The sequence below is a fragment of the Methylobacterium sp. BI1 genome, assembly GCF_056680125.1.
Map to the genome: position 1 here is coordinate 2,826,426 of NZ_CM155267.1, position 17,783 is coordinate 2,844,208.

General features: G+C 72.6%; 20 protein-coding genes. 9 read left to right on the top strand and 11 right to left on the bottom strand.

Features of this window, described 5'->3' with window-relative positions; all coding sequences use genetic code 11:
- Positions 1 to 25: 25 nt before the first annotated feature.
- Both otnC and AC1MGR_RS13320 read right to left on the bottom strand, forming a co-directional pair.
- Positions 26 to 715: a 3-oxo-tetronate 4-phosphate decarboxylase gene (otnC, locus tag AC1MGR_RS13315; protein WP_480231899.1), complete on the bottom strand. Its 690-nt coding sequence runs from the start codon at positions 713 to 715 to the stop codon at positions 26 to 28.
- 34 nt (positions 716 to 749) lie between these two features.
- Entirely contained in the window at positions 750 to 1,760 is a 1,011-nt protein-coding gene (locus tag AC1MGR_RS13320) for a LacI family DNA-binding transcriptional regulator (protein ID WP_480234791.1), read from the bottom strand.
- 203 nt (positions 1,761 to 1,963) lie between these two features.
- On the opposite strand from AC1MGR_RS13320, the gene AC1MGR_RS13325 reads away from it, so the two are divergent.
- The 5 genes from AC1MGR_RS13325 (at position 1,964) to denD (ending at position 7,416) form a co-directional block, all read left to right on the top strand.
- Positions 1,964 to 3,280 carry an MFS transporter gene (locus AC1MGR_RS13325; RefSeq protein WP_480231900.1) on the top strand — a complete coding sequence of 439 codons (1,317 nt, stop codon included), beginning with the start codon at positions 1,964 to 1,966 and terminating at the stop codon, positions 3,278 to 3,280.
- A gap of 134 nt (positions 3,281 to 3,414) precedes the next feature.
- Positions 3,415 to 4,332 carry an L-threonate dehydrogenase gene (ltnD, locus tag AC1MGR_RS13330; protein ID WP_480231901.1) on the top strand — a complete coding sequence of 306 codons (918 nt, stop codon included), beginning with the start codon at positions 3,415 to 3,417 and terminating at the stop codon, positions 4,330 to 4,332.
- Positions 4,333 to 4,347: 15 nt separating this feature from the next.
- Positions 4,348 to 5,145, top strand: a complete 798-nt coding sequence (otnI, locus tag AC1MGR_RS13335) for a 2-oxo-tetronate isomerase (RefSeq protein WP_480231902.1) — start codon at positions 4,348 to 4,350, stop codon at positions 5,143 to 5,145.
- Positions 5,142 to 6,431 (top strand): 3-oxo-tetronate kinase, encoded by a 1,290-nt coding sequence (gene otnK / locus AC1MGR_RS13340; RefSeq protein ID WP_480231903.1) that lies wholly within the window; start codon positions 5,142 to 5,144, stop codon positions 6,429 to 6,431. Before otnI ends, otnK begins: the two co-directional genes overlap by 4 nt.
- Before the next feature lie 25 nt (positions 6,432 to 6,456).
- Positions 6,457 to 7,416 (top strand): D-erythronate dehydrogenase, encoded by a 960-nt coding sequence (gene denD, locus AC1MGR_RS13345; RefSeq protein ID WP_480231904.1) that lies wholly within the window; start codon positions 6,457 to 6,459, stop codon positions 7,414 to 7,416.
- Between the two features lie 183 nt (positions 7,417 to 7,599).
- Here denD and AC1MGR_RS13350 read toward each other — a convergent pair whose 3' ends face one another.
- From AC1MGR_RS13350 to mdcA, 8 genes are read right to left on the bottom strand one after another with little or no spacing between them, the layout of a single operon-like run.
- Complete coding sequence (locus tag AC1MGR_RS13350) at positions 7,600 to 8,604, bottom strand: aldo/keto reductase (RefSeq protein ID WP_108040359.1); 1,005 nt, start codon at positions 8,602 to 8,604, stop codon at positions 7,600 to 7,602.
- A 25-nt stretch (positions 8,605 to 8,629) separates the two neighbouring features.
- Positions 8,630 to 9,553: an acyltransferase domain-containing protein gene (locus AC1MGR_RS13355; protein WP_480231905.1), complete on the bottom strand. Its 924-nt coding sequence runs from the start codon at positions 9,551 to 9,553 to the stop codon at positions 8,630 to 8,632.
- Positions 9,550 to 10,404: a triphosphoribosyl-dephospho-CoA synthase MdcB gene (mdcB, locus tag AC1MGR_RS13360; protein ID WP_480234792.1), complete on the bottom strand. Its 855-nt coding sequence runs from the start codon at positions 10,402 to 10,404 to the stop codon at positions 9,550 to 9,552. Before mdcB ends, AC1MGR_RS13355 begins: the two co-directional genes overlap by 4 nt.
- A 27-nt stretch (positions 10,405 to 10,431) precedes the next feature.
- A complete protein-coding gene (gene mdcG, locus AC1MGR_RS13365; RefSeq protein WP_480231906.1) occupies positions 10,432 to 11,088 on the bottom strand; it encodes a malonate decarboxylase holo-[acyl-carrier-protein] synthase in 657 nt (218 codons plus the stop codon).
- Positions 11,081 to 11,797: a biotin-independent malonate decarboxylase subunit gamma gene (gene mdcE, locus AC1MGR_RS13370; protein ID WP_480234793.1), complete on the bottom strand. Its 717-nt coding sequence runs from the start codon at positions 11,795 to 11,797 to the stop codon at positions 11,081 to 11,083. Before mdcE ends, mdcG begins: the two co-directional genes overlap by 8 nt.
- A 1-nt stretch (position 11,798) precedes the next feature.
- Positions 11,799 to 12,731 carry a biotin-independent malonate decarboxylase subunit beta gene (locus AC1MGR_RS13375; protein ID WP_480231907.1) on the bottom strand — a complete coding sequence of 311 codons (933 nt, stop codon included), beginning with the start codon at positions 12,729 to 12,731 and terminating at the stop codon, positions 11,799 to 11,801.
- The gene (gene mdcC / locus AC1MGR_RS13380) at positions 12,731 to 13,042 is read right to left on the bottom strand and encodes a malonate decarboxylase acyl carrier protein (protein WP_108040371.1); all 312 of its coding nucleotides are present in this window, start codon (positions 13,040 to 13,042) and stop codon (positions 12,731 to 12,733) included. The genes AC1MGR_RS13375 and mdcC overlap by 1 nt, the downstream gene beginning before the upstream one ends.
- Before the next feature lie 13 nt (positions 13,043 to 13,055).
- Positions 13,056 to 14,702: a malonate decarboxylase subunit alpha gene (mdcA, locus tag AC1MGR_RS13385; protein WP_480231908.1), complete on the bottom strand. Its 1,647-nt coding sequence runs from the start codon at positions 14,700 to 14,702 to the stop codon at positions 13,056 to 13,058.
- Positions 14,703 to 14,925: 223 nt separating this feature from the next.
- On the opposite strand from mdcA, the gene madL reads away from it, so the two are divergent.
- The 4 genes from madL (at position 14,926) to AC1MGR_RS13405 (ending at position 17,361) form a co-directional block, all read left to right on the top strand.
- On the top strand, positions 14,926 to 15,390 hold the full coding sequence (madL, locus tag AC1MGR_RS13390) for a malonate transporter subunit MadL (protein ID WP_480231909.1): 465 nt from the start codon (positions 14,926 to 14,928) through the stop codon (positions 15,388 to 15,390).
- 4 nt (positions 15,391 to 15,394) lie between these two features.
- On the top strand, positions 15,395 to 16,159 hold the full coding sequence (gene madM, locus AC1MGR_RS13395; RefSeq protein WP_108040377.1) for a malonate transporter subunit MadM: 765 nt from the start codon (positions 15,395 to 15,397) through the stop codon (positions 16,157 to 16,159).
- Positions 16,160 to 16,212: 53 nt separating this feature from the next.
- Positions 16,213 to 16,896, top strand: coding sequence for a GntR family transcriptional regulator (locus AC1MGR_RS13400; protein ID WP_480234794.1), 684 nt, complete (start codon positions 16,213 to 16,215; stop codon positions 16,894 to 16,896).
- Positions 16,897 to 17,094: 198 nt separating this feature from the next.
- Positions 17,095 to 17,361, top strand: a complete 267-nt coding sequence (locus AC1MGR_RS13405; protein ID WP_108040381.1) for a hypothetical protein — start codon at positions 17,095 to 17,097, stop codon at positions 17,359 to 17,361.
- Between the two features lie 108 nt (positions 17,362 to 17,469).
- Here AC1MGR_RS13405 and AC1MGR_RS13410 read toward each other — a convergent pair whose 3' ends face one another.
- Complete coding sequence (locus AC1MGR_RS13410; RefSeq protein WP_108040382.1) at positions 17,470 to 17,781, bottom strand: cytochrome C oxidase subunit IV family protein; 312 nt, start codon at positions 17,779 to 17,781, stop codon at positions 17,470 to 17,472.
- Positions 17,782 to 17,783: the final 2 nt, after the last annotated feature.

The following is a 17,783-nucleotide window of genomic DNA, read 5'->3' on the forward strand; positions in this document are numbered from 1 at the left end:
GCTCACGGGCGTCTCGGCGCGCCGCTCAGTGCCCGTGGTCGTGGTCGTGGTCTTGGCCGTGGCCGTCAGGCTCCGGCAGGGTCAGGCCGAAATGGCTGACGAGGTCCTGCACCTGCCCCGGGCTGAGATGGCGCGGGTTGAGGTTGCGCAGGAGGAGGTAGAGCTTGGCGGTCTCCTCCAGCTCCTCCGTGGCGAAGACCGCGTTCTCCAGGGTGGTGCCCGCCACCACCGGGCCGTGATTGGCCAGCAGCACCGAGGCGTAGCGGCCGGCAAGGCCCCGGATCGCATCCGCCACCGCCGGGTCGCCGGGCCGATAGTACGGCACCAGGGCCGTGGCCCCCGCCCGCATCAGGTAATAGGGCGTCAGGGGCGGCAGCACCGCCTTCGGGTCGATCTCGGGCAGCATCGACACCGCCACCGCATGGGTCGAGTGCAGGTGGACGATGGCGCGGGCCTCCGTCCGGCTGTCGTAGAGCGCCGCGTGCAGCGGGATCTCCTTCGTCGGCGCGTGGCCCGAGACCAGGGTGCCGCCGGCGTCGAGGCGCGTGATCGTCGCCGGGTCGAGGAAGCCCAGCGACGCGTTGGTCGGCGTCACCAGCCAGCCGCCGTCGTCGAGGCGCAGGGAAATGTTGCCCGACGAGCCCGGCGTCAGGCCGCGCTCGAACAGCGAGCGGCCGAACCGGCAGATCTGCTCGCGAAGCTTCGATTCGCTCATGGGATTCCTTCAGGTCACCGGAGGGCGGGCGATCTCAGGCGGTGGCGCCCGCGATCAGTTCGTAGCCGAGATCGACGGTCTCGGCCGGACCGTCGGCGGCGAGGCGCTCGGCGGCGGCAGCGCCGATCTCCAGGCGCGGCGTGCGGATGGTGGTCAGCGGCTGCGGCAGGGCGGCGGCGATGTCGAGGGCGTTGAAGCCGAACAGGGCGAGGCGTCCCGGCACCGGGATCCCGTCCGCGAGGCAGTGGAAGTAGCCGCCCAGCGCCATGTCGTCGTTGGAGAAGTAGACCGCGTCGAGGTCGGGCCGGCGGGCGACCAGCCGTGCCAGGGCCTCCCGCCCGGCCGCGGCCGAGGACGGGCCGGACGCGATCTCGCGTTCCGCCAGGGGGCAGCCCGCCTCCCGGAGCGTTTCGCAGAACCCCGCGAGCCGCTTGGCGGCGCGGAGATCCTGCGCGATGTCGTGGCCGACATAGCCGATGCGGCGGTAGCCCCGCGTCAGCAGGTGACGGGCGCTGTCGCAGCCCACCGCCCGGTTCGAGAATCCGACCACGATGTCGAGACCGGCCCCGTCGGTGTCGATCATCTCGACGATGCGGATGCCGCTCGCCCGCAGGCGGGCCAGGGCGCCGGGCGTGTGCTCCAGGCCGGTGACGATGAGGCCGGCGGGACGCCAGGAGAGGAGGGCGCCGATCAGCGCCTCCTCGCGCTCGGGGTCGTAGTCCGAGACCCCGATCACGCTCTGGAAGCCGCCGCGGTCGAGGACCGCCGTGGCGCCCCGCAGGAGGTCGGGGAACACGATGTTGGTGAGCGACGGAATCACGATGCCCACGAGCTTGGCTCCCGCCGTGGAGCCGGAGCCCGCCAGCCTCCCGGCGAGGCGGTTCGGCACGTAGCCCAGGCGGGCCACCGCCTCCGCGACCCGGTCCTGCGTGCGCTTCGAGAACGAGCCCTGGTTGCGCAGGACGCGCGAGACCGTGCTCTCGCCGACGCCGGCTTCGCGGGCCACGTCGGACAGGGTCACGAGTCGGCGCTCGGGCTCCTGCAGGGACCTCTGGACGTTCATCGTCGACCTTCTCTCCGGTCCCGGGCTGCACAGCCCATAGCAAGCTTAGTTGACGGCAACAATCAGATTGGCAGCGCTGCCAACATCTGTTACGCAAGATGCAAGCGCTGCCAAACGAGTAGTGCCGCGATAAGATGGTGCAACGCCAGAACGGCGACGCGCAACGCGCGCCGGCAGGAGGAAACATGAGCGTGCAGGCCGCAACCGCGCGGGGCGTCGATGCGCCCGCAGCGGATTTCGTCGAGCAGACCTATCGCAAAGTCTTCTGGCGGCTCGTGCCGTTCCTGATGCTCTGCTACGTGGTCGCCTATCTCGACCGCGTGAACGTGGGCTTCGCCAAGCTGCAGATGTCCCAGGAGCTGGGCTTCAGCGAGACCGTCTACGGCCTCGGCGCCGGCCTGTTCTTCATCGGCTACTTCCTGTTCGAGGTGCCCTCGAACGTAATCCTGCACCGGGTCGGCGCCCGGGTCTGGATCGCCCGCATCATGATCACCTGGGGCATCATCTCCGCCGGGTTCATGTTCGTGAACTCCGCCACCTCGTTCTACATCATGCGCTTCCTGCTCGGCCTCGCCGAGGCGGGCTTCTACCCGGGCGTGATCCTCTACACCACGACCTGGTTCCCGGCCCATCGCCGCGCCCGGGTGATCGCGGTGTTCATGTCGGCGATCCCCGTCTCGGGCATCTTCGGCAACCCGCTCTCCGGCTGGATCATGGACGCCTTCAACGGCGCCTACGGCCTGTCCGGCTGGCAATGGATGTTCGTGATCGAGGCGGTGCCGGCGGTGCTGGTGGGTCTCGCGGTGTTCTTCTACCTCGACAACCGCCCCTCCGAGGCGAAGTGGCTGAATCCGGCCGAGCAGCAGGTCATCGAGCGCGACATCGCCGCCGACGGCGCCGGCAAGGAGTCGAGCCCCCACTCCATCGCCACCGTGTTCCGCAACGGCCGGATCTGGTTCATGAGCCTGATCTACTTCGCCTTCGTCACGGGCCAGTACGGCCTGACCTTCTGGATGCCGACCATCGTCAAGGCCTCGGGCATCCAGGGCAACCTGAACATCGGACTCGTCAGCGCGATCCCGTTCCTGTTCGCGGTCTTCGTGATGATCCTGCTCGGCCGCAGCGCCGACCGGATGCGCGAGCGCCGCTGGCACCTCATCGTCCCGGCCCTCTGCGGCGCGGTGGGCTTCGTGGTCGCCGCCGGCACGGGGAGCACCGTCGTGGCCATCGCGGCCCTGGCCGTGGCCGCCGGCGGCGTGCTCACCTGCGCGCCCCTGTTCTGGTCCCTGCCCACCGCCTTCCTCAGCGGCGCCGGGGCGGCCGCCGGCATCGCGCTGATCAACTCGGTCGGCAACCTCGCGGGCTTTGCCAGCCCCTACGTCATCGGCGCCCTGCGCGATTCCACCGGCAGCACCGCCGCCGGCATGTACGCCCTGGCCGGCATGCTGGTGATCGGCTCGGTCTGCGTGTTCGTCACCCCGAAGCACGTGGTCAACCGCTGAGGCGGACGGTCCTGAAACCCGCACCGTCATCCCGGGGCCGCGCAGCGGAGCCCCGGGGTGACGGGGCGGATCGCACAAGACCGCCGTCTCCCGTCCTCCACCCCTGATTCCGACCTCCCATTCGACAGGTCCCCATGAGCAGCAACACCCAGACCCAGCGCGCCGCCGTGATCGGCCTCGGCTCCATGGGCGCCGGCATGGCCGGCGCACTCCTGCGGGCCGGATTCACGGTTTCGGCCTGCGACGTGAACGCGGACGCCGTCGCGCGCTTCTCCGCGACCGGCGGACGGGCGGCGGCGAACCCCGCCGCCGCGGCCGAGGGCGCCGACGTGGTGGTCTGCGTCGTGGTCAACGCCGCCCAGACCGAGGCCGTGCTGTTCGGCCCGGGCGGCGCCGCCGCGACCATGGGCAAGGGCGCGGTGTTCGTCTCCTCCGCTACCATGGACCCGGCCGTCGCCCGGCGCCTCGCGGCCCGCCTGGAGGAGACCGGCCGCCACTACCTCGACGCGCCGATGAGCGGGGGCGCCGTCCGCGCCGCCGAGGGCGAACTCACCTTCCTGGCCTCCGGCACGAAGGCGGCCTTCGCTGCGGCCCGCCCGGCCCTCGAGGCCATGGCCGGCAAGCTCTACGAGCTCGGCGACGCGGCCGGGCAGGGCGCGGCCTTCAAGATGATCAACCAGCTGCTCGCCGGCGTGCACATCGCCGCCGCCAGCGAGGCCATGAGCTTCGCCGCCAAGCAGGGCCTCGATCTGCGCAAGGTCTACGAGGTGATCACGGCCTCCGCCGGCAATTCCTGGATGTTCGAGAACCGCATGCCGCACGTCCTCGACGGCGACTACAGCCCGAAGAGCGCGGTCGACATCTTCGTCAAGGACCTCGGCATCGTGCAGGACATGGCGCGGGCCGAGACGTATCCCGTGCCGGTGGCCGCCGCCGCGCTGCAGATGTTCCTGATGGCGTCCGGCTCCGGCATGGGCCGGGACGACGACGCCTCGGTGGCCCGCCTCTACGCGCAGGTGGCCGGCGTCACCCTGCCGTCGCCCAAGGCCTGAAGGGAGACCGAGACCATGCCGCGCTTCGCCGCCAATCTCACGCTGATGTTCACGGAGCGTCCGTTCCTCGACCGCTTCGCCGCCGCCGCCGCCGCGGGCTTCACCGCGGTGGAGTTCCTGTTCCCCTACGACCATCCGCCCGAGGCCATCGCCGAGCACCTGGCGCAGTTCGGGCTGACCCAGGCCCTGTTCAACCTGCCGCCGGGCGACTGGGCGGCGGGCGAGCGCGGCCTCGCCGCCCTGCCGGACCGGTTCGCGGAGCTGCAGGCGGGCGTCGAGACGGGGTTGACCTACGCCAGGGCCACGGGCGTCGCCCGGGTCCACCTCATGGCCGGCATGGCCGATGCCGCCGATCCTCAGGCGCAGGCGGCCTATCGCCGGGCCGTGGCCTGGACCGCCGAGCGGGTGGGACGCGAGGGGCTCGACCTCGTGCTGGAGCCGATCAACGGCCGCAACATGCCGGGCTACTTCCTCGATGATTTCGGGGCCGCCGCCCGCCTGATCACGGAGCTCGGCCTGCCGAACCTGAAGCTCCAGTTCGACCTCTACCACTGCCAGATCCTGCACGGGGACGTGACCACCCGCCTGCGCGACCTGATGCCGATGGTCGGGCACGTCCAGACCGCCAGCGTCCCGGCCCGGCACGAGCCCGGCACCGGCGAGATGAACGACGCCTTCCTGTTCGCCGAGCTCGACCGCCTCGGCTACGCGGGCTTCGTCGGCTGCGAGTACAACCCGGCCGCCGGCACGGAGGCGGGGCTCGGCTGGTTCGCGCCCTATCGCGCGTCCCAGACCCGGGAGGGCGGCCGATGAGCCTCGCCCTCGGATCGGTGGCCGACGACTATACCGGCGCCTCGGACCTCGCCAACACGCTCACCAAGGGGGGCCTGCGCACGGTGCAGACCATCGGCATCCCCGCCGACGACCTGGATCTCGCCGGTGTCGACGCCGTGGTGGTGGCCCTCAAGAGCCGCTCCATCCCGGCGGCGGAGGCCGTGGCACGCTCCCGCGCGGCCGAGGCCTGGCTGCGCGGGCGGGGCGCCGCCCACGTCCTGTTCAAGATCTGCTCGACCTTCGATTCCACCGACGCGGGCAATATCGGCCCCGTCATGGACGCCCTGCGCGGCGCGGCCGGCGAGGCCATCGCCCTCGTCACCCCCGCCTTCCCGGAGACGGGGCGCACCGTCTACCAGGGCAACCTCTTCGTCGGCGCGGTGCCCCTGAACGAGAGCCCGCTCAAGGACCATCCCCTCAACCCGATGCGGGACGCCAACCTCGTGCGGGTGCTGGGCCGCCAGAGCGCGGCGCCCGTAGGCCTGGTCGATTTCGCCACCGTGGCGCGGGGCCCCGCGGCCGTGGCGGCGCGCCTCGACGCCCTCGTCGCCGAGGGCGCGGGCGCGGCCATCGCGGATGCGGTTGTCGAGGCCGATCTCGAGACCCTGGGCACGGCGGCCCTCGGCCACCGGGTCTCGGTGGGCGCCTCGGGCCTCGGCCTCGGCCTCGCCCGCGCCCTGGTCGCGGCCGGGCGCGCCGCCGCGCCGGACAGCGCGGCGGATCTCGGCGCGCCGGTGGGGGGGCTCGCCGCCTGCCTCGCCGGCAGTTGCTCGCAGGCGACCCTCGGCCAGATCGCGGCGGCCGAGGCCCTGATGCCGGTGCGCCGCCTCGACCCCGAGCGGGTGCTGGCGGGCGAGGCCGAGATCGAGGCCGTCCTGGCCTGGGCCGACGCGCATATCGCCAGCGGTCCCGTCCTCATCGCCAGCAGCGCCGAGCCCGAGACCGTGCGGGCGCTCCAGGCCCGCCACGGCAGCGACCGGGTCGGCCACGCCCTGGAGGACGCCCTGGCCCGCATCGCGGAAGGCCTGGTGGCGCGGGGCGTGCGCCGCCTCGTGGTGGCGGGCGGCGAGACCTCGGGGGCGGTCGTGGACCGGCTCGGGCTGAAGGCCTTCCGGCTCGGGCCCGAGATCGCCGCCGGGGTGCCGGTGCTGCGCACCCTGGGGCAAGGGGCCTCGGGCCTCGGCGATCCCATGCTGCTCGCCCTCAAATCGGGCAATTTCGGCGGTCGCGACTTCTTCCCGCGCGCCCTCGACCTGATGCGCTGACCCCTTTTCCGGAGACAGACGACCCATGCACGCACTGATCCTCGGCGCCGCCGGCATGATCGGCCGGCGCCTCACCGACGCCCTCGCAGCCGCGGGCGAGGCCCGCGCCCTCACCCTGGTGGACGTGGTCGAGCCGACCGCGCCGGCGGGCTTCGCCGGCTCCGTCGTCACGGCCGCCGCCGACCTCTCGGTCCCGGGGGCGGCGGAGGCCGCGCTGATCGGCCGGCCGGACGTGATCTTCCACCTGGCGGCGATCGTCTCGGGCGAGGCCGAGGCCGACCTGGAGAAGGGCTACCGGGTCAACCTCGACGCCACACGGCTGCTCCTCGACGCGATCCGGCAGGCCCATGTCGCCGAGGGCTATCGCCCGCGGGTGGTCTTCACCTCGTCGCTGGCGGTGTTCGGGCCGCCGCTTCCGGGCGTCATCCCGGATGACATGATCCTGACGCCGGCCACCTCCTACGGCACCCAGAAGGCCATGGGCGAACTGCTGCTGGCCGATTACAGCCGGCGCGGCTTCCTCGACGGCATCGGCCTGCGCCTGCCCACCATCTGCGTGCGCCCGGGCAAGCCCAACAAGGCGGCGTCCGGGTTCTTCTCCGGCATCATCCGCGAGCCGCTGGCCGGCCAGGAGGCGATCCTGCCGGTGCCCGACACGGTGCGCCACTGGTTCGCCAGCCCGCGCTCGGCCACAGCGTACCTGCTGCACGCCGCCCGCATCGACCTCGCCCCCCTGGGCCTGCGCCGCAGCCTGACCATGCCGGGTGTCTCGGCGACGGTGGCCGACGAGATCGAGGCGCTGCGCCGGGTCGGTGGCGACGAGGCCGTGGCGCTGATCCGGCGCGAGCCGAACCCGGCGATCCAGGCCATCGTCGAGACCTGGCCGGAGGCCTTCGATACCCGCCGTGCCCTCGATCTCGGCTTCGAAGGCGATGCCAGCTTCGACGCGCTGGTGGAGCTGCACCTGGCCGAGACGCACGCTTGAGCCGACGACGCTCGTCGGCCACGGCGCGCCTCCCTTCCATGCGGAAAGGGGGCAGGGGTGGGGGCTAGTTGCGTGACCCTCCCCTGCGGAGGCCCGGGGAGCCACCCCCACCCTCGGTCCCCTCCCGCGAGGGGGCGGGCGGTGGGCGAAGCGTCGCCCGATCCCGCTCCCGAAGTGGGCGATTCAGCCCCGCACGCGGCCCTCGATCGGATAGGCCGGGTCGTTGTAGCCCGGCGTCGAGGGGTGGCCGGTGACGACGTGGGCGTCGACGAGGGCCTCGTCCTCTTCCGTGAAGGTGTAGCCCAGCGCGCCAAGATACTCCTCCCACTGCGCCTCCGTGCGCGGTCCGGCGATGACCGAGGTGACGGTGCGGTTGGCCAGCACCCAGTTCACCGCGAACTGCCCCGCCGTCAGGCCGCGCGCGGCGGCATGGGCCTGGAAGGTCCGGGCGATCACCAGGGATTCCGGGCGCCACTCCGTCTGCATCATGCGGGTGTCCTGGCGGCCGGCCCGGGTGCCCTCGGGGGGCGGGGCGTCGGGATCGTACTTGGCGGTGAGGACGCCGCGGGCCAGCGGCGAGTAGGGCACCACGCCGAGGCCGTAATGGGCGCAGGCCGGCAGGTGCTCGGTCTCGGGCATCCGGTTCAGGGCATTGTAGTAGGGCTGGCTGACCACGGGCCGGTCGATGCCGAGGTCGTCGCACAGGCGGCAGATCTCGGCGACCCGCCAGGCCCGGTAGTTCGAGACGCCGAAGTAGCGGATCTTGCCCTGGCGCACGAGGAGCGCGATGGCGCCGATGGTCTCGGCCAGCGGCGTGGTGTGGTCCTCCTTGTGAAGGTAGTAGATGTCGATGACGTCGGTGCCGAGCCGCCGGAGGCTGGCCTCGGCGGCGCGCAGCACGTGGGCGCGCGACAGGCCCCGGTCGTTGACGCCCGGCCCCATCGGGTTGGCCACCTTGGTGGCGAGCACCCAGGCCTCGCGGTCGCGGCGAAGCGCCCGGCCCACCACCTCCTCGGACCGGCCCTCGTTGTAGACGTCGGCGGTATCGAGGAAGTTGATGCCGGCGCCCCGGGCGCTGTCGATGATGCGGCCGGCGGTGGCCTCGTCGGTGGGGCCGCCGAACATCATGGTGCCGAGGCAGAGCGGCGAGACCTTGAGGCCCGAGCGGCCGAGATTGCGGTACTGCATCGTGTGCGTTTCACTCCGTTGGGGCTCAGGCCCCGTCCCTGATCCATTGGACCACACCGTCGGTCCGGCGAAAATCCTCCAGCGCATGAACCTGCGCCTCGGGCAGGGCCGCGCGGGCCATGGTGGCGAGGGCGTGGCCGGGGCCGAGCTCGATCACCCGCGTCGCACCGAACTCGCCGACGCCCTCCAGGCAGGCGGCCCAGTCCAGGGTCTGCGCCACCTGCGCGGCGAGCTTGGGCAGGCCCGCCTCCGGCCGGAACACCGCCGCCCCGTCGAGGCCGCTGAGGAGGCGCGGGGCCGGACGCGGCGGAGTCGCCAGGGGCGCCGCGCCGAGGCGTTCGCGGAAGGCCTCCGCGGCCGGCGCGAGCAGCGGCGTGTGCGAGGGAATGTGGACGGGCAGGCGGACGGCGCGCGCCGCGCCCGCCGCCAGGGCCTCCGCGCAGAGAGCGTCCAGGCTCGCGACGGCACCGCCCACCACCACGCTGTCGGCGGCGTTGCGGATCGCCGGATGGCACCCCTGCGCCTCAGCCATGGCGAAGGCCCGCGCGGCGGGCAGGCCGCGCAGGCCCGCGAGGCCGTAACCGGGACCGACCGCCGCATCCATCGCCTCGGCGCGGGCGGCGGCGAGCTGCAGCACCGTCTCGGGCGCGAACAGGCCGGCGCAGCCGAAGGCCGCGAGATCGCCGATGCTGTAACCGACCGCCACGACGCGGGCGGGCTGCGCCCTCCGCACCAGGGTCCAGGCGGCCAAGCCGGCGACGCAGCAGAGGATCTGCCCGGTGCGGTTGGCGTGCAGGTTCTCCCCGGAGCGCACGAGGTCGCGCGGATCCTGCCCGAGGAGGGGCGCCGCGGCCGCGAAGACGCCCTGCGCCTCGGGAAGGTCGGCCGTGAGGTCGAACATCCCGGGATGCTGGCCGCCCTGGCCGGAGAGGAGGACCGCGAGGGTCATGACCGCTCCCAGGCGTCGACGAACAGCGTCATGGCAAGGAGGTCGGCCGCCCCGCCGGGGCTGAGGCGGCGGGCGACGAAGGCCCGGTGCAGGGTTTCCGCCCGCACGACCCAATCGTCCCGGGCGATGCCGCCCGCGGCGAGGAAGCGCGCGGCTTCCGCCCGGGCGAAAGCGAACCCCTCCGGACCGCCGCGATGCAGGAGATTGGTGTCCTCCAGGGCCGCGACGAGGGCGCAGCAGGCTTCCACCCGTGCGGCCTCGGGCGTTTCGGGACGGAGGGACCGGGCCCGGCGCAGGGCGGGCAGGCCGGTGCCGTAGAGGGTCGGGAAGCCGGACGCGGCCTCGGCGGGTGCGCCCCCGACGCCGTGTCGCCGCCGTGTCCGTGCGCCCGGGGCGTGCAGCAGTTCGGGGCCGTCCAGGATCGCGTCGGCGTAGCGGGCCCGGACATGGGCGCCGAGACTCCCGGCCGGGGGGCGAGGCCCGAGGGCACCGGCCGCCGCACTGAGGAGACCGAGGCCGAAGATGGCGCCCCGGTGGGTGTTCACGCCCCCCGTGGCCGCCCGCATCGCCGCTTCCGCCGCGAGACCGATGCGGCGGAGGCGCGCCATCTCCGCGCCCGCGGCGCCGGCCGCGGCGAGTTCCGCGAAATACGGGTCCAGGGCGCGGGCGCTCGCCCGGAAGGTCTCCGCATCCATGTCCCCGTGGCTGCCGCTGTCCACGTGGCTGACGAGGCCGGGCTTGGGATAGGTGGAGAGTTCCAGGCGCAGACACTGCGTGGCCAGACGGGCGATGCCCTCCGGGCCTCCGGCCTTCGGAGCGGGGAACCGGGCCTCCGACGGAGCCGCGGACATCGGTGCGAGGGCGCGCATCGACAGGGTTCAGGCCGCCGGCGGCAGGGCGGCCAGGAGGCTCGGCACCGGCCGAAGCTCCAGCTGCTCCAGGCCCTTGGCCAGGACGGTGTCGCCGGGTCCGGCCGCGTGCAGCTCGCGCCAGTTCACCGCGAAGCCGTCGGCCAGGCCGATCTCGCCGTCGAGGCGCATGGGAGCCCGCGCCGCGATACCGGCGAGGCCGGCGAGGAACGCCGCGTCGACCGGGCCGGGCCAGAGCAGGTCGAGATCGGAGGTGGCCGACAGATAGGGCAGGCCCGTCAGGGCCTGCCAGAGCAGGCCGCCGAACACGCGGGGCACGCGGCCATGGGCGGCCCCATGGGCCTGGAGGGCGTCGAGGGCGGGCCGCCAGGCGGCCGGTGCGGCGGCCCGCGCCTCGGACAGGGTCAGGCCGGGACGCGCCTGCACCGCATCGGGCGGGAGCGCGAGACCGATGCGGCGCTTGCCGAGGGACGGCGGCAGCGGCAGCCCGGCCGGAATCGGGCCGGCCTCCTCGCCGGGCACCCGGCGGCGCACGATCACGGGCCAGCCGCGCGCGGCCCAGTCGGCGAGATGGGGAATCCCGTCGAGGTCCGGCCGCTCTGCCAGCAGCAGGTCCCAAGCGGCGGGCGCCACCGTGAGCAGATCGTGGCGGGCGAGATCACGCACCCTGCGCCTCGCGGATCACCCGGGCGGCGATGTCGTGGGCGAGCGGGCGCCCGCCGCGTTCGCGGCCCAGGGCGTCGCGGGTATCGGCCGCCGGGCTGTCCGCGATCAGGGCGCTGATCTGGGGGCCGAGGGGCGTGTCGAGGTCGAGGGTCGCCTGCACGGCGCCGGTCTGGACCATGTTGTCGAGCCCCGGCGCGAAGACCGAGGTCGAGCGGGCCATGTCCTGCAGCGTCTCCAGGGGCAGCTTGGTGACGCGGGCCACGGAGGGGAGGTCCATCACGCTCGGATGGGCGCCGGGCAGGGCCGCGAGCACGCGGGTGGCCAGGGCCGTGGCGATGAAGGCGCCGGCGGCGCTGTGGCCGTAGAGCAGGCCGATGGTCGGGTGGCCCTGCGCGTCGGCCAGCAGCAGCGCCTTGGCGAGGTGGGCGAGGTACTCGTTGAGGCCGAGGAGTTCGTCGCGCCGGCTCATGCGCTGGCTGTCGGAATCGATGAGGACGAGGATGGGCGTGCCGCCGCCCGTCCGCACCACGTCGAGGACGCGCCCGGCCAGAAGGCAGGCGCCCTCGATCCCGAGGGCCGTGTCGCCGTCGATGCCGATCACCGCGAGGCGACCGCCATCCAGGGGGCCCTCGCCGGCGATCAGCCCGTCCGTCACCGTGACGGCGTGCCCCGCCGGGAAGAGCGAGGCGAGGAGGGCGTCGAGGGGCATCTTATCGCGCATGGTGCGAGCCCTCCGGCAGGCTGTCGAGCAGGGCGTCGAAGCCCTCGGTGGTCAGGCTCGGGACGGCGTCGGGATCGTTGACGCCGAGGCGGCCCCAGATCTCGGTGGCGTCCCGGGCGTCGCCGAAGCGGTCGAGGCGGGCCTCGAGCCGGGCCTGCTCGGCTTCCAGGGTGGCGAGGTCGAAGGCCGGCGCCGTCGTGATCGCCGCGCGGGCGGCGGACCGGAAAGCCCCGATCGTGTCGGCCGCGAAGGCATCCGCCGCGCCGAGGAGGCGGCGGTGCTTGCCGCCCATGGTGCGCCAGACCAGCGCCCGGTCGCGGGAATCGAATTCCTCGGCGCCCTTGTTGGTCTCGATCACCTCGGGGCCTGAGACGCTGAGGCGCCCGCCCTCGGAGATGACGAGGCGCGCGCAGGTGCCGGCGATGAGGCCGCCGCCGCCGTAGCAGCCGGCCCGGCCGCCGATGAGGCCGACGACGGGGATGCCGGCGGCGCGCACCTGCGTGATCGCCCGCATGATCTCGGCGATGGCGGTCTCGCCGGCATTGGCCTCCTGCAGGCGCACGCCCCCGGTGTCGAACAGGATCAGCACCGCGGCGGGCTTCACCGCGAGGGCGGCCCGCAGCAGGCCGACGAGCTTGGCCCCGTGGATCTCGCCGAAGGCTCCGCCCATGAAGCGGCCCTCCTGGGCGGCGGCCAGCACGTCCCGGCCGTCGAGGCGCCCGCGCCCGACGATCATGCCGTCGTCGAAGGCGCGCGGCAGGTCGAAGAGCGGCAGGTGCGGGCTCATCATCCGCTGCTCGGGGCCGATGAATTCCTGGAAGCTGTCCGCGTCGAGGAGGCCGGCGAGGCGGGCGCGGGCGCTCGCCTCGTACCAGCTCTGGTCGCGGGGCTCGGCGGAGAGGGCGACCGGCTTCCAGTCCATCACGGCAGCTCCATCAGGCGGGCGCCCTGGGCGAGGCGCAGGGACACGGTGTCGGGGCGGGCACCCCCATCGTTGATGGTGATGGTCAGCCCGCCGGGCTGCCGCCGGGCCACGAAATCCGCCACCACCGCGGCCCAGACCTCGCCGTAGCCCTGGACGGCGGTGTCGATCTCCACGAGGCAGGCGTCGGGCGCCAGGTTGCGCTCCAGCAGCACCTCGAGGTTGCCGGAGGCGACGACCCCGGTGATCGCGCTGGCCCGCGTGCCGGGCAACGCCGTGCGGGTGACGTGGCGGAAGCTCAGCTTCTCCATGGCGCGAAATCCCTCACCAGTTCCGGAACTTGGCCGGCGGCTCGTAGAGACCGCCCGACCAGTGCACGAGGTCCTTGATCGAGCGCGCCGCCAGCAGCGAGCGGTCGGCGTCGAGGGGCTCGATGCCGAGATCCTCCGGCCGGCGGATGATGCCGCGGGCACGCAGGCGCTCGACCATCGCGTGGTCGCGACCCCGGCCCACCTCGGTGTAGCCGGCCACCCCGCGGATCGCCTGCTCCCGCTCGTCGAGCGTCCGGCACAGCAGCAGGTTGGCGATGCCCTCCTCGGTGACGATGTGGGTGACGTCGTCGGCGTAGACCATCACGGGGGCGAGTTCGAGGTTGAGCTTCCGGGCGAGTTCGAGGGCGTCGAGCCGCTCCACGAAGGCCGGCACCAGCTTGTCGCCGAAGGTCTCGACGAGTTGCACCACGAGCTTGCGCCCGCGCCGCAGGGCCGGGTCGCCGGTCCCGCCGGCCTCCTGCCCCGCCTTCATCCAGGTATCGGACGGGTGGCGTCGCCCGTGCGGGTCCGAGCCCATGTTCGGCGCGCCGCCGAAGCCCGCGACCCGGTTCGTCGTGACGGTGGAGGAATGCCCCTGCAGGTCGATCTGCAGGGTCGAGCCGATGAACAGGTCGCAGGCATAGAGGCCCGCCGTCTGGCAGAAGGCCCGGTTCGAGCGCAGGGACCCGTCGGAGCCCGTGAAGAACACGTCCGGCCGGGCGCGGATGTACTTGTCCATGCCGACCTCGGAGCCGAAGCAGTGGATCTGCTCCACCCAGCCGGATTCGATGGCCGGGATCAGGCTCGGATGCGGGTTGAGCGCCCAGTGGGTCGCGATCCGGCCCTTGAGGCCCAGGCGCTCGGCATAGGTCGGGAGCAGCAGCTCGATCGCCGCCGTGCCGAAGCCGATGCCGTGGTTGAGACGGCGGATGCCGTATTCGGCGTAGATGCCCTTGATCGCCATCATGGCCATCAGGATCTGCGTCTCGGTCACGGCGCCGGGGTCGCGGGTGAAGAGCGGCTCGACGTAGAACGGCGTGTCGGCCTCGACCACGAAATCGACCCGGTCGCCCGGAATGTCGACGCGGGGCACCCGGTCGACGATCTCGTTCACCTGCGCCACCACGACGCCGTTCTTGAAGGCGGTCGCCTCCACCACGGTGGGCGTGTCCTCGGTGTTGGGCCCCGTATAGAGGTTGCCGTCCCGGTCGGCCGAGACGCCCGCGATCAGGGCCACGTTCGGCGTCAGGTCGATGAAGTAGCGCGCGAAGAGTTCGAGATAGGTGTGCACCGCCCCGAGCTCGATCTGGCCGCCGTAGAGCATCTTGGCGATGCGCCCGCCCTGGGGCCCGGAATACGAGTAGTCGAGCCGCTTGGCGATGCCCTGCTCGAAGATGTCGAGATGCTCGGGGAGCACGATGCCCGACTGCACCATGTGCAGGTCGTGGACCCGGGCCGGGTCGCAGGCCGAGAGGCCCCGGGCGAGGCAGTCGGCCTGCTTCTGGTTGTCGCCCTCCAGGCAGACGCGGTCGCCGGGCTGGAGGATCGCCTCCAGCAGATCCACGACCCGGGCCGCCGGCACGACCTTGCCGTCGGCATGCGGCCGCGCCCGTGCGAGGCGCGCGTCGCGGGCGGTGCGTTCCCGGCGCCAGTCCATCATCCGATCCGCTCCCTCGTCACGGCCTGCATATACCGCTCAGTCCGGGCGCAGCCCGTCGAAATGCGGATCGCTGCCCTGGCACGCATTCAGTATTCCAAATTGCGTTCATGTCAATCGCTTGTATACTGAGAGCAATCAAAAACGAATCACCGAATACCCAGGAGGGACGTTCCATGCCCCGTGCTGTCCAAAGCCCGTTCCCGACAACGCGCGAGGCTGCCCGATGACCATCTTCGGCGTCGCGCTCCTCGCGCTCTGCACCCTGATCGGGGTGTTCCTCGGCGATCTCCTGGGCGTCGCCCTCGGGGTGAAGGCCAATGTCGGCGGCGTCGGCCTCGCCATGATCCTGCTTATCGCCGCCCGGTCCTGGCTCCTCGCCCGGGGCAAGCTCGGCGGCGGGATCAAGCTCGGGGTCGAGTTCTGGTCGACCATGTACATCCCGATCGTGGTGGCGATGGCCGCCCAGCAGAACGTGGTGGCGGCCGTGCGCGGCGGCCCCATCGTGCTCATCGCCGCCACGGTCTCGCTGCTGCTCTGCTTCGCCTGTGTCGCCCTGCTCGGGCGCTTCGGGCGTCGGGAGCCGGCGGAGGACGCCGAGGTCCGGCACGGCGGCGCGGTGATCGGCGGCGACCTCGACGATGACGCGCCGGCGCCCGCCGCGCCGACCCCCTCCGTCCGGAAGGCGTGATCCCATGCTGTCCATGATCGAACACGTCTTCGTCGAGCAGGGTCTGGTGGCCGCCTTCGCGGTGGTCGGCGCCCTGATGCTGGTCTCCAACTTCGCCAGCCGTCATCTCACCGCGGGCCGGGTCCACGGCTCGGCCATCGCCATCGTCCTCGGGCTGGTGCTCGCCTACGTCGCCGGCCTCTACACCGGCGGCAAGAAGGGGGTCGCCGACCTGCCGGTCTTCGCCGGGATCGGCCTGATGGGCGGGGCGATGCTGCGCGACTTCGCCATCGTGGCCACCGCCTTCGAGGTCGACGTGGTGGAGGCGCGCCGGGCCGGGCTCCTCGGCGTACTGGCCCTGGCACTCGGGACCGTGATTCCCTTCATCGTCGGCGCCCTGACGGCGGTGGCCTTCGGCTACACCGATGCCGTCAGCATCACGACGATCGGGGCGGGGGCCGTCACCTACATCGTCGGGCCGGTGACGGGGGCGGCGCTCGGCGCCGACTCGGCCGTGATGGCGCTCTCCATCGCCACCGGCGTCACCAAGGCCGTGATGGTCATGGTCGGCACGCCCCTGGTGGCCAAGCTCATCGGCCTCGACAATCCGCGCTCGGCCATGGCCTTCGGCGGCCTGATGGGCACGGTGAGCGGCGTCGCCGGAGGCCTGGCCGCCACCGATCCGAAGCTCGTGCCCTACGGCGCCCTGACGGCGACCTTCCACACCGGAATCGGCTGTCTCGTCGGTCCGTCGCTGTTCTACCTCACGGTTCGGGCCATCGTGGGATGACGGATGGGGTCTCGCGCGTCCCGGACAAGGTGCGAAGCGGCGGAGAGCGGATGATGGACGAGGGCGTGAGGGACGAGCCGGCCGCGGAGCGCGGATTACTGTCGGATCAGATCCGCAACGCGCTCACGGACGAGATCGCGGCCGGGCACCTCGCCGCCGGCACCGCCCTCGACGAGCAAGACCTCGCCGACCGCTTCGGCGCCTCGCGCACGCCCGTCCGCGAGGCCCTGCGCCAGCTCGCCTTCAACGGCCTGGTGGAGCTGCGCCCGCGCCGGGGAGTCGTGGTCACGCGCATGACGCCCGAGCGGATCATGGACATGTTCGAGACCACCGCCGAGTTCGAGGCGATGTGCGTGCGGCTCGCCACCTACCGGATGACGCCCCTGGAGCGCAGCCACCTGATGGACCTGCATGCGCGCTCCGGCGACATGGTCGCGGCCGGCGACGTCGACGCCTACGACACCCTCAACCGCAGCTTCCACGAGGCTCTCTACGGCGCCACCCACAACGGCTTCCTCAAGGAGCAGGCGCTGGCCCTGCGCACCCGCCTCTCGAGCTTCCGGCGGACGCAGCTGCGGCACGGGGACCGCATCCAGGGCTCGCGCGCGGAGCACGGGGCGATCCTGGCGGCGATCGCCGAGGGCGACGGCGAGGCGGCGGCCCGGCGCATGCGCGCCCACATGCTCAACGCCGCCAGCGCCCTGCGCCATTACATCGACGCCCATTCCGATGTGTGATGCAACACACGCATGGCGGCGAGCACTGAAGCCGCAAGAAATGCGATCAGCGCATGTATCGGGTGTTGCAGCGCACACCGCCCCGGAAAGTCCCGTCCTATATCGAGATCGTACCAAGAAGAACGGCCCCCGGACATCCTGGACATGATCCTCGAATGTTTGACGGAGACCGGACCTGTACATCTGGATACCACGACCATGAAGACTCGTCTTGCTTTCGCCGCCGCTGCCCTGGCCCTGACCCTCGGCGCCCCCGTCTCGTCCGCCCTCGCGCAGAGCTACAACGCCCCGGCCGGCATCCCCGCCGTCACCGCGCCCGGCAGCCGCGTCGTCGGTGCCTTCGACGACGTGACCACCGGCTCGATCACCCGCCGCGCGGACGACTCGGCCAAGGCCGGCAACGCCGAGCAGAACAACAAGCCCACCGCCAATTACGGCACCACCTCGGGCGGCCCGGCCTACTGAGGTCGCGCTTCGGAGGATCGCGCCCCGCGCGGTCCGGTCCGAGGCTGAGACCCATCCGAGCCGAAAACGGCGGGGCGCGAGCCCCGCCGTTTTCGTGCGTCGCGAGGTTCAGCGGGCGAGGTAGTCGGTCAGGGTCATCCCGAACAGGATCGCGACCCAGAAGAACCCGACCCCGGCGAACAGCCGCACCAGGGGCGGCTCGTGGCGGACCTCCATCGACACCAGGACGATGAGCGCCGCCATGGCGCCGACCACCCCGAGCTCGACGATCCAGACCTGCTCGAAGGGCCGCGTCGCCCCGAGCCCGACGTTCACCGCGAGCAGCACCAGGAGTGCCAGGAAGGTGCGCACCGGCGTCCGCAGCCGGCCCCAGAGCAGGGCCCGGTCCTCGGGGCCGAGGGCGTGAAGGGGATTGCGCATCG